Here is a 10164-nt window from a genome sequence, read left to right on the forward strand (position 1 = left end):
GCCTTCGGCGGGGGGCCGTCGACCCTTACGGCCTCGGCCTCCGCACCGCCCGTCGCCGACCCGGCCGCCGGAGCCGGGGCGGACGCCCCCGCCGCACCGGTCTTGGCCAGCCTGATCCCCGCCGGAGCCGCCGGCGCGGGCAGCACGTAGTCCTGCGCGGAGTCGGCCGGCCCGGCGGCAGCGGGCTCGGCGGCAGCAGGGGCCGCCAGCGCCCAGCCGTCCACGGGCAGGGCGTCCACGGGCAGGGCGTCCACGGGCACGGCATCGGCGGGCTGCGGCGCGGCTCCGGGGGCTTGCGGCGGGACGGCGGGGGCGGTCGGCTCGGGCACCGGGCCGAAGCGGTCGGCGGGCTCCTCGATGGGCGGCATCCTCGGTCCTCGTTCGCTGCGGGTCATCGGTGGTGGACGGGCGCCATCCTCCCACCGACCGGGACCGTGCGGGTCCCCCGGACGGACGCAGTGCAAGGATGGATGCGGGTCGCGGCGACGATGCCGCCGCCCGGGTGGAGGAGGACCCGTCATGGCCAAGCAGGCCCCGCAGAGCGATCCGGTGCAGGACGCGCCGCAGATTTCCGCGCCGAAGCACGCGGCCGCCGGCGTTCCGGCCGTGCTGCACAGCCTGAGGATGGCCGGCGAGCAGATGAGCGCCCGCCGCACGCTGGCCGTGCTGAGCAAGGTGAACCAGCCGGACGGCTTCGACTGCCCCGGCTGCGCCTGGCCCGAGCCCGGGAAGACCCACACCGCGGAGTTCTGCGAGAACGGCGCCAAGGCCGTCGCCGAGGAGGCCACCGAGCGCCGGATCACCGCCGACTTCTTCGCCGCGCACCCGGTCTCCGAGCTGGCGCGGCGCTCCGGCTACTGGCTGGGGCAGCAGGGCCGGCTGACCGAGCCGATGCTGCTCGACGAGGGATCCGACCGGTACGTGCCGGTCTCCTGGGAGCGGGCCTTCGAGATCGTGGCGGAGGAGCTGCGCGCCCTGGACACCCCGGACGGCGCCGCCTTCTACACCTCGGGCCGCACCAGCAACGAGGCGGCGTTCGCCTACCAGCTGTTCGCCCGGCGGCTCGGCACCAACAACCTGCCGGACTGCTCCAACATGTGCCACGAGTCGTCCGGTTCGGCGCTCACCGAGACGCTCGGCGTGGGCAAGGGCAGCGTCTCGCTGAAGGACCTCTACCAGGCCGACCTGATCATCGTGGCGGGGCAGAACCCGGGTACCAACCACCCGCGGATGCTGTCCGCGCTGGAGCGGGCCAAGCGGGCCGGGGCGACGATCGTCTCGGTCAACCCGTTGCCGGAGGCCGGCCTGGAGCGGTTCAAGAACCCGCAGAACGCGCGCGGTCTGGCCGCCAACGGCACCAAGCTGACCGACCTCTTCCTGCAGATCCGGCTCGGTGGCGACCTGGCGCTGTTCCGGGCGCTCAACCAGCTGGTGCTGTCCGCGGAGGGCGGCACTGACGAGGCGTTCATCGCCGAACACTGCCATGGCTTCGAGGAGTTCGCGGCCGAGGCGAAGTCGACCGACCGGGCGGAGGTGCTGGAGGCGACCGGTCTGCCGTGGGAGCAGATCGAGGAGCTGGGCCGCCTGGTGCTGGCCTCGAAGAAGATCATCGTCTGCTGGGCGATGGGCCTGACCCAGCACCGGCACGCCGTGCCGACGATCCGCGAGGTCGTCAACTTCCTGCTGCTGCGCGGCAACGTGGGCCGGCCGGGGGCGGGCGTGTGCCCGGTGCGCGGGCACAGCAACGTGCAGGGCGACCGGACGATGGGCATCTTCGAGCGGCCGAGTGCGGCCTTCCTGGACGCGCTGGGCCGGGAGTTCGACTTCGAGCCGCCGCGCGAGCACGGCCTGGACTCGGTGGACACCATCCGCGGGATGCGCGACGGCCGGGTGAAGGTGTTCTTCGCCATGGGCGGCAACTTCGTCGCCGCGACCCCGGACACCGAGGTCACCGAGGCCGCGATGCGCCGCTGCCGGCTCACCGTGCACGTCTCCACCAAGCTCAACCGCTCGCACGTGGTGACGGGCGCCCGGGCGCTGATCCTTCCGACGCTCGGCCGGACCGACCGGGACTGGACGGAGGCCGGGGCGCAGTTCGTCTCGGTCGAGGACTCGATGGGCATGGTGCACTCCTCGCGCGGCGGGCTGCGGCCGCCGTCCGACACCCTGCTCTCCGAGGTGGCGATCGTCTGCCGGCTGGCCCGGGCCACCCTCGGCCCGCAGGACCCGACTCCGTGGGAGGAGTTCGCGGTCTCGTACGACGCCGTCCGCGACCGGATCTCCCGGGTGGTCCCCGGCTTCGAGGACTTCAACGAGAAGGTGCGCCGCCCCGGCGGCTTCGCGCTGCCGCACGGGCCGCGCGACAGCCGGACGTTCCCGACCGCGACGGGGAAGGCCAACTTCACGGTCAACCCGCTCACCGCGCCCGAGGTGCCGGAGGGCCGGCTGCTGCTGCAGACGCTGCGCTCGCACGACCAGTACAACACCACGATCTACGGCCTGGACGACCGCTACCGCGGCATCACCGGCGGCCGCCGGGTGGTGCTGGTGAACCCGGCCGACGCCGAACGGCTCGGCCTCGCCGACGGCCTGTACGTCGACCTGGTCGGCGAGTGGAAGGACGGCGTGGAGCGGCGGGCGCCGCACTTCCGGGTGGTGCACTACCCGGTGGCCCGGGGCGGCGCGGCCGCCTACTACCCGGAGACCAACGTGCTGGTGCCGCTGGACTCCACGGCGGAGATCAGCAACACCCCGACCTCCAAGGCCGTGGTGATCCGCTTCGAGCCGGACACCGGCGCGCCCGTCGGCTAGGCCGCGACCCGCAGCGGCGCGCGGAGGAGCCCCCGCGCGCCGCTGCGGCCTGCCCGTGAGCGGGAGGTCACCCTGCCTACGGGGCGCTCGGGGTGCCGGAGGCCGGGGCCGAGGCCGAGCGGGAGGCGGCTTCGGTGGAGGTGGCCGAGGCGGAGGGGGTGCCGCTGCCGCTCGGCGTGCCGGAGCCCGAGGGGGTGCCCGAACCGGACGGGGTCCCGCTGCCGCTCGGCGTGCCGGTACCGGTCGGGGTGCCCGTGCCGGTGGCGGGGGGCGGGGTGGGCTTGGCCGGGGTGGGCTGGGCGGGCCGCGGCGGCAGGGTGGTCGGCTTGGCCGGGGCGATCCGGGAGGCGCCGACGGTGACCTGCGGCACCTTCCAGTCTCCGCCCTTGTCGTCGGCGGCCGAGTCCGGGTCGGGTCGGACGGCGCCGAGGATCGGCATGGCGCCGATCTTGGAGACCTTGACCACGTCGCCGGTGTGCGGTGCCTGCACGATCAGCCCGCCGCCGATGTACATGCCGATGTGGGTGGCGCCGCCGAAGTAGACCACCAGGTCGCCGGGGCGGATCTGGTTCAGCGGGACGTGCTTGAGCTGCGCCCACTGCTCCTGGCTGGTGCGCGGGATCGGCTTGCCGGCGTTCAGCCAGGCCTGCGAGGTGAGGCCGGAGCAGTCGAAGACGTCCGGACCGTCGCCGCCCCAGACGTAGTCCTTGCCGAGCTGCTTGAGCGCCCAGGCGACCGCCTTGCGGCCGGCCTCGGACGGGGTGCGCTCGCCCTTGCCGAGGGCGCCGGAGGCGAGGAAGGCGAGCTGGGCCTCGTCGGCCTGGCGGCGCTCCAGTTCCTCCAGCTCGCTGCGCTGGGCGCCGGTCAGCGAGCCGACCATGTCCTCGACGGCGGCGAGCCGCTTGGCCACGTCGGCCTTGGCGGCCTCCTGCTGGGTGGCGAGCGCCGTGGTCCGGACGAGCGCCTGCTCGGCCTGGGCCTGCAGCTCGAGCAGGGTGGCGCGGTCCGACTTGAGGCGGTCCAGGAAGGCCTTCTGGGAGCGGCCGGCGGCGTCGAGCAACTGGGCGATGACGACGGCCTGGTAGGGGTTCTCGGCGAGCATGAAGTCGGCGAGGTCGGAGGCCCGGCCGCTGCGGTACTGGGCGGCGGCGAGCTGGGCGGCGATGTCGACACCGGCGTTCACCGCGGCCTGCTGGGACGCGACCCTGGCGCGGAGGTCCGCGACCTGCTGCTGCTGGGCGGCCTGCTGGGCGACGGCGGCGTTGTACTGCTCGGTGGCGGCCTCGGCCTCCTGGTAGAGCTGGTGCAGCCGGTCGAGCATCGGGCCGAGGGTGGTCTTGGCGTCGGCCAGCGGGTCGGCGCCGGCGGCCACGGTGACGGTCGGCGTCGGGGCCGGCGCGGCGTACGCGGCGGTGGCCAGCGGCAGCGACAGGGCGGCCGCGGCGAGCACGACGCCGCACCGCATGGCGGCCCGCACCCAGGGTCGGACGCCGTTCTCCGTACGCTGCCCAGCCGACATCGGCCGCCCTCCCCAGTCCAGCCCGGCCCGGGTCCGCGCCCGGTGATCTCTGCGGAGAATCCTGCCATGTGACCGACAGGTAACGGCAGGGGGCCTGCGGTCCGTCCGGTGAATTCTCAGCGAGTCCTCATCCGGGGGCTCACCGCCGCGACCGAGGGGGTGTGAGGCAAGTCTCACCAAACCCCCACGAAGGTGGACCCAAGCGGACACAACGGCCGTACAGAGCCTCGGTTTCCACACTTTCGCAATGTTCGTGCCACCCCCGATCCACCATCGGAACCACGATTCCCAACCCTGTTCATCTTCCGTTCACCCGGGCTCCCTACGGTCACGCCTGACAGCAGCGTCAGTCCGACAACTACGACGATTGTTTGGTTATGGAACACATCACGTTCCTGGTGGCCGTTGTGATCATCACGGCGCTCGCCTTCGACTTCACCAACGGGTTCCACGACACCGCCAACGCGATGGCCACCTCCATCGCGACGGGAGCCCTCAAGCCCAAGGTCGCGGTCACCATTGCCGCAGTCCTCAACTTCGCCGGAGCCTTCCTCTCCGTGAAGGTGGCCACCACCATCTCCGGCGGCATCGTCAACGAGAAGGCCGGCCTCCAGCCGTCGATCATCTTCGCCGCCCTGGTCGGAGCGATCCTCTGGAACCTGCTGACCTGGCTGAAGGGTCTGCCCTCCAGCTCCTCGCACGCGCTCTACGGCGGCCTGATCGGCGCCACCGTGGTCGGCGTCGGCCTGAACGGCGTGAACTTCGACGTCGTCGTCACCAAGATCCTGATCCCGGCGGTGGCCTCCCCGCTGGTGGCCGGTCTGGCCGCCTGGGGCGCCACCCGCCTCGCCTACCTGATCACCCGCGGCGGCCGCGAGGAGACCACCGAGAAGGGCTTCCGGCGCGGCCAGATGTTCACCTCCTCGCTGATCTCGCTGGCGCACGGCACCAACGACGCGCAGAAGACCATGGGCATCATCACCCTGACCCTGGTCTCCGTCGGCGCCCTCAAGCCCGGCGCACTGCCCCCGACCTGGGTCATCGTCAGCGCCGGTGCGGCGATCGCGCTCGGCACCTACATGGGCGGCTGGCGCATCATCCGCTCGATGGGCAACGGCCTGACCGAGATCCGCCCCCGCCAGGGCCTCGCCACCGAGACGGCCGCCGCCACGGTCATCCTCACCTCGACCCACATGGGCTACGGCCTGTCCACCACCCAGGTCTGCTCCGGCGGCATCATGGGCGCCGGCCTCGGCGGCCCGAAGCGCGAGCTGCGCTGGAGCCTGGTCCGCCGCATGGTCTACACCTGGGGCCTGACCCTGCCCGCCGCCGCCGCGGTGGCCGGTCTCGCGGCCTTCGTCGCGGACCAGGGCGCCTGGGGCGTGGCCCTGGTCGGCGCGACGCTGGTCGCCGGCTCCGGGGCGATGTGGATCGCCTCCCGCCGCCAGCCGGTGCACGCCGGCAACGTCAACGACGTCCAGGAGGTCGAGGTGCCGGTGCAGACCGCCGCCCCGACCCCGGCCACCACCACCGTCGCGGCCTGAGCGGCCGACCAGTCAGAGAGGACGGGTAGCCATGCACATCAAGTGGGACGCCCTCGCGCAGACCGCGGGCCTCAGCTTCGCCATCACCGTCGCGGTGGTCGCGGCCTTCGCCCTCGGCATCCTGGCGCTGTCGCGCCGCGAGGCCGCGCAGGAGGCCGTCCGGTCCGGGATCCCGGGGGCCGGCAGCGGCAACCTGGCCCTGGCCGGCGCCGCGCTCTGCTTCAGCGTCTGCGCCTCGGTGGTCTTCTACGGGATCACCCTGATCGCCGGCCGCTGAGCCGCACGCACGACGAAGGGCCCGCGGGGTACGCACCCCGCGGGCCCTTCCGCATGCCCGGGGCCGGCCGGACCCGATCCGGCCGGCCGGCCGGGACTCAGTCCTCGACGAGCACCGGGGTGCGCGCCGCCGGGGAGTCCATGGTGGTGCGCAGCGGGGTCTCCCGGATGAACAGCACGACCAGGAAGGCGAGCAGCGCGAACGGTGCGGCCAGCAGGAAGACGACGCCGACGCCGTGGCCGAAGGCGTCCGTGACCAGCGGGACGATCCGGGCGGGCAGCCGGTGCAGGTCGGGGATCTCGCCGCCGCCGAGGGCGCTGCCGGCGGGGTGGACGCCGGCCCGGGCGAGGTTCTCGGCGAGGTAGCGGGCCACCCGGTCGGCCATCAGGGCGCCGAGCGCGGAGACACCGACCGCGCCGCCCATGGTGCGGAAGAAGGTGACGACGGAGCTGGCGGAGCCGAGTTCCTCGCGCGGCACGGTGTTCTGCACGGCGAGGACGAGGTTCTGCATGGTCAGGCCGAGGCCGATGCCGGCCACCGCCATGTAGAGGGCGAGCAGGCCGTACGCGGTGTCGGCGCGGGCGGTGCCGAGCAGTCCGAAGCCGACGGCGAGCAGCAGGGTGCCGGCGACCAGGTAGCCCTTCCAGCGGCCGTAGCGGGTGATCAGCTTGCCGGCGACGGTCGAGGAGACGGCGAGGCCGAGGATCATCGGCAGGGTGAGCAGGCCGGCCATGGTGGGCGACTTCTCCTTGGCCAGCTGGAAGTACTGGCTGAGGAAGGTGGTCGCGCCGTACATGCCGACGCCGACCAGGACGCTGGCGACCGCGGAGAGCGTCACCGTGCGGTGGCGGAACAGGTGCAGCGGGATGACCGGTTCGGCGGCCCGGCGCTCGGCGGCGACGAAGAGCACGGCGAGCACGGCGGTGCCGGCGAGCATCGCGGCGGACTGCCAGGACAGCCAGTCGTAGTTCTTGCCGGCCAGGCTGACCCAGATCATCAGCAGGCTGGCCGCGGCGGTGACGAGCAGCGCGCCGAGGTAGTCGATGCGGGCCTTGCGCCGCGGGGCGACCGGCAGCCGCAGGGTGCGCTGCAGCACGGCGATCGCCAGCAGCGAGAACGGGATGCCGACGTAGAAGCACCAGCGCCAGCCGAGCCAGTCGGTGTCCACGATGACGCCGCCGATCAGCGGGCCGCCGATGGTCGCCAGGGCGAAGACCGCGCCGAAGCAACCGCTGTAGCGGCCGCGCTCGCGGGGCGGGACCATCGCGGCGAGGCAGATCTGGGCGAGTGCGGTGACGCCGCCGGCACCGATGCCCTGCAGCACGCGGCAGGCGATCAGCTCGCCGGTGTTCTGCGACAGGCCGGCCAGGGCGGAGGACAGGATGTAGATCACCAGGGCGATCTGCACCAGCAGCTTCTTGCTGACCAGGTCGGAGAGCTTGCCCCAGATGGGGGTGGAGGCGGTCAGCGACAGCAGGGTGGCGGTGATCACCCAGGTGTAGGCGGACTCGCCGCCGTGCAGGTCGTTGAGGATCGTGGGCAGGGCGTTGGAGACGACGGTCGAGGAGAGCACGGCCACGAAGAGGCCCAGGAGGAGGCCTGACAGCGCTTCCAGGACTTGCCGGTGCGTCATGGGGGTCGTCGGGGTCATCGAGGTCCTTCAGCGTGAATTTTCGTTGCCTAAAGCAACCGTAAGCCGAATGGTTGAGTTAGGCAACTTTCTTCAAGCGCACGTAAAGCCCGGCCCCACCGCAGCGGCGGCGAGCCGGGCAGCACGCGAAGGGCCACTCAGACCGGGGCGGACTCCTCGGCCCGCATGGACTCCGCGGCCAGCTCGTTGAAGCGGCGCAGCAGCTCGGCGAAGCGCTCCACGTCCTCCTCGGCCCAGGCCGACATCAGCTCGCGGAAGCGCTCCATCCGGGCATCCCGGGCACGCAGGTAGCGGGCGGCACCGTCCTCGGTGAGCGAGACCAGCGAAGAGCGGCGGTCCAGCGGGTCGACCTCGCGGCGCAGCAGCCCGAGCACCTCCAGGTGCTTGACCTGCCGGCTGATCGAGGCCTTGCCGATCCCGAAGTGCTGGCCGATGTCGGTCAGCCGCACCCGGCCGGACTCCTCCACGTACGCCAGCATCACGTACGCCGCCGCCTCCAGCTCCGGATGCACCCGCCGCGCCATCTCCGCGGCCCGCGCCCGCCCGCGGCGGAAGAGCAGCGCCACCTCCCGCTCGACCGCGCGGAACGCCTGGTCGGCCGACTCCTGGTCATTCATGGCGCCAGTATCCCGTAGGCCGCGCCTCCACCCCCGGAGAACTGCTTCATGTTATGAAGCATCCGTTTCGCGTGTTTTGCGCCCCCACGCCCCTAGGAGGCGGCCGATGGCCGGCCCGCGCCCCGGATTCCTCACCGAGGTCGAGGACGCGGTCACCCCGCGCGCCTTCCTGCTCGTGCTCGGGGTGCTGCTGCTCCAACTCGGCTTCACCGCCAGCTACGTCGGCGCCCTCCACGACCCGACCCCCCACCGGCTCTCGATCGCCGTGGTCGGCCCCGCACAGGCCGTCCTCCAGGGCACCTCGGCCCTGCACGACGTCCCGGACGAGGCCGTCCGGCCCAGCACGGCGGAGGACCGGGAGAGCGCCGTCCGGCTGATCGAGGACCAGAAGGTCTACGCCGCCTGGCTGATCGACCCCACCACCAGCCGGGACACCCTGCTGGTGGCCACCGCCCGCGGGCCCGCCGCGGCGACCGCCGCCGAACGGATCGTCGGCTCGCTGGAGTCCGCCCGGCACCGGACCCTCGGCACCGAGGACGTCCTCCCGCTCGCCCCCGGCGACGCCGAAGGCCTCTCCTCCTTCTACCTGGTGGTCGGCTGGTGCGTCGGCGGCTACCTGGTGGCCTCGATCCTCGGCATCAGCGCCGGCTCGCGGCCCGCCAACACCGACCGCGCCCTGCTGCGGCTCGGCACGCTCCTCCTCTACTCCCTCGCGGCCGGCCTCGGCGGCGCGCTGATCACCGGCCCGGTCCTGGACGCCCTCCCGGGCTCGGTCTGGCCGCTGTGGGGACTCGGCACCCTGGTGGTCTTCGCGGTCGGAGCCTTCACCATGGCGATGCAGTGCCTCTTCGGCGTCGTCGGGATCGGCATCGCCGTGCTGATCTTCGTGGTCCTCGGCAACCCGAGCGCGGGAGGGGTCTACCCACCGCCGCTGCTGCCGCCCTTCTGGCGGGCGATCGGCTCCTGGATCCCGAACGGCGCCGGCACCGACGCCGCCCGCTCCATCGCCTACCTCGGCGGCACCGTCCTCGCCCCGCCCTTCCTCGTCCTCGCCGCCTGGGCCGTCGCCGGCGTCGCCATCACCCTTCTCACCGCCGACCGTGCCGGTGAGACCCAGCCGGAGGCAGCTCCATAGGGGCACGGGGGCACCTCCAGAGTCGCGGGGAACTGCGCAACCCGGATGCGGCGAGCTGCGCTGTTCGGGGCCGGCCCGTGTTCCGGACGGTTCGCCCCACCAGAGCGGCGCAGTTCTCGGCCCGATCAGCCCGGTCGGTTCCCCGCGGCGCTGCCCTCACGCCTCCGCGGCGGCGAACCGGCCCGGGTCGGCGACGACCGCGCGGACGACCCCGATCCCCGCACCGAGCAGCGGCCCGCGCCGCCCCAGCCGTGACGCGGTCAGCCAGTCGTCGTGCCAGGCCCGGACGGTGACCCGCCCGGCGAGTTCGGTCCGCATCGCGGGGAGCAGCCATTCGGCCAGCTCCGCGTAGCCGCCGCCGAGTACGAGCGCCGCCGGGTCGAGCAGGTTGACGGCGCCGGCCGCGGCCACGCCGAGCGCCGAGCCTGCGGCCTCCAGTGCGGCGCGGACGGCCGGGTCGCCGTCGGCGGCCCGGCGGGCGAGCAGGGCGACCCAGTCGCCTCCGGCGTCGGCGAGCCCCGCGGCGCGGAGCACGGCGGCCTCTCCCGCGTACTGCTCCAGGCAGCCGCGGGCGCCGCACGGGCAGGCGGGCCCGTCCGGGTGGACGGGG

The 10164-nt window shown here is 73.4% G+C and carries 8 protein-coding genes and 1 pseudogene; 4 read left to right on the forward strand and 5 right to left on the reverse strand.

The genetic code is table 11. The annotated features are described in order from the left end of the window. A pseudogene (locus tag KSNIM_RS14760) lies at positions 1-368 on the reverse strand (hypothetical protein); the annotation flags it as partial. Between the two features lie 151 nt (positions 369-519). On the opposite strand from KSNIM_RS14760, the gene KSNIM_RS14765 reads away from it, so the two are divergent. Next, positions 520-2811 (forward strand): FdhF/YdeP family oxidoreductase, encoded by a 2292-nt coding sequence (locus tag KSNIM_RS14765; protein ID WP_263103676.1) that lies wholly within the window; start codon positions 520-522, stop codon positions 2809-2811. A gap of 76 nt (positions 2812-2887) precedes the next feature. Here KSNIM_RS14765 and KSNIM_RS14770 read toward each other — a convergent pair whose 3' ends face one another. Continuing rightward, positions 2888-4330: a C40 family peptidase gene (locus KSNIM_RS14770; RefSeq protein WP_263103677.1), complete on the reverse strand. Its 1443-nt coding sequence runs from the start codon at positions 4328-4330 to the stop codon at positions 2888-2890. A gap of 377 nt (positions 4331-4707) precedes the next feature. Here KSNIM_RS14770 and KSNIM_RS14775 point away from each other — a divergent pair, with 377 nt between their 5' ends. Next, positions 4708-5874 carry an inorganic phosphate transporter gene (locus KSNIM_RS14775; RefSeq protein ID WP_263103678.1) on the forward strand — a complete coding sequence of 389 codons (1167 nt, stop codon included), beginning with the start codon at positions 4708-4710 and terminating at the stop codon, positions 5872-5874. A 31-nt stretch (positions 5875-5905) separates the two neighbouring features. Beyond that, on the forward strand, positions 5906-6151 hold the full coding sequence (locus KSNIM_RS14780) for a hypothetical protein (protein WP_263103679.1): 246 nt from the start codon (positions 5906-5908) through the stop codon (positions 6149-6151). Between the two features lie 97 nt (positions 6152-6248). Here KSNIM_RS14780 and KSNIM_RS14785 read toward each other — a convergent pair whose 3' ends face one another. Further along, the gene (locus KSNIM_RS14785) at positions 6249-7802 is read right to left on the reverse strand and encodes an MDR family MFS transporter (RefSeq protein WP_263103680.1); all 1554 of its coding nucleotides are present in this window, start codon (positions 7800-7802) and stop codon (positions 6249-6251) included. A gap of 137 nt (positions 7803-7939) precedes the next feature. Then, positions 7940-8419 (reverse strand): MarR family winged helix-turn-helix transcriptional regulator, encoded by a 480-nt coding sequence (locus KSNIM_RS14790; RefSeq protein ID WP_263103681.1) that lies wholly within the window; start codon positions 8417-8419, stop codon positions 7940-7942. Positions 8420-8525: 106 nt separating this feature from the next. Here KSNIM_RS14790 and KSNIM_RS14795 point away from each other — a divergent pair, with 106 nt between their 5' ends. Then, entirely contained in the window at positions 8526-9554 is a 1029-nt protein-coding gene (locus KSNIM_RS14795) for a DUF3533 domain-containing protein (protein ID WP_263103682.1), read from the forward strand. A 156-nt stretch (positions 9555-9710) separates the two neighbouring features. Here the strand turns inward: KSNIM_RS14795 and KSNIM_RS14800 are convergent. Continuing rightward, a partial coding sequence (locus tag KSNIM_RS14800) for an ROK family protein (protein ID WP_263103683.1) occupies positions 9711-10164 on the reverse strand: 454 nt, incomplete at its 5' end.

The organism is Kitasatospora sp. DSM 101779, from assembly GCF_025655475.1.
Classification (GTDB): domain Bacteria; phylum Actinomycetota; class Actinomycetes; order Streptomycetales; family Streptomycetaceae; genus Kitasatospora.

What these genes read in the sequence shown, in the direction of transcription:
- KSNIM_RS14770 (WP_263103677.1), bottom strand. Translation starts at nt 4,330, where the DNA reads ATGTCGGCTGGGCAGCGTACGGAGAACGGCGTCCGACCCTGGGTGCGG.
- KSNIM_RS14795 (WP_263103682.1), top strand. Translation starts at nt 8,526, where the DNA reads ATGGCCGGCCCGCGCCCCGGATTCCTCACCGAGGTCGAGGACGCGGTC.
- KSNIM_RS14785 (WP_263103680.1), bottom strand. Translation starts at nt 7,802, where the DNA reads ATGACCCCGACGACCCCCATGACGCACCGGCAAGTCCTGGAAGCGCTG.
- KSNIM_RS14775 (WP_263103678.1), top strand. Translation starts at nt 4,708, where the DNA reads ATGGAACACATCACGTTCCTGGTGGCCGTTGTGATCATCACGGCGCTC.
- KSNIM_RS14790 (WP_263103681.1), bottom strand. Translation starts at nt 8,419, where the DNA reads ATGAATGACCAGGAGTCGGCCGACCAGGCGTTCCGCGCGGTCGAGCGG.
- KSNIM_RS14780 (WP_263103679.1), top strand. Translation starts at nt 5,906, where the DNA reads ATGCACATCAAGTGGGACGCCCTCGCGCAGACCGCGGGCCTCAGCTTC.
- KSNIM_RS14765 (WP_263103676.1), top strand. Translation starts at nt 520, where the DNA reads ATGGCCAAGCAGGCCCCGCAGAGCGATCCGGTGCAGGACGCGCCGCAG.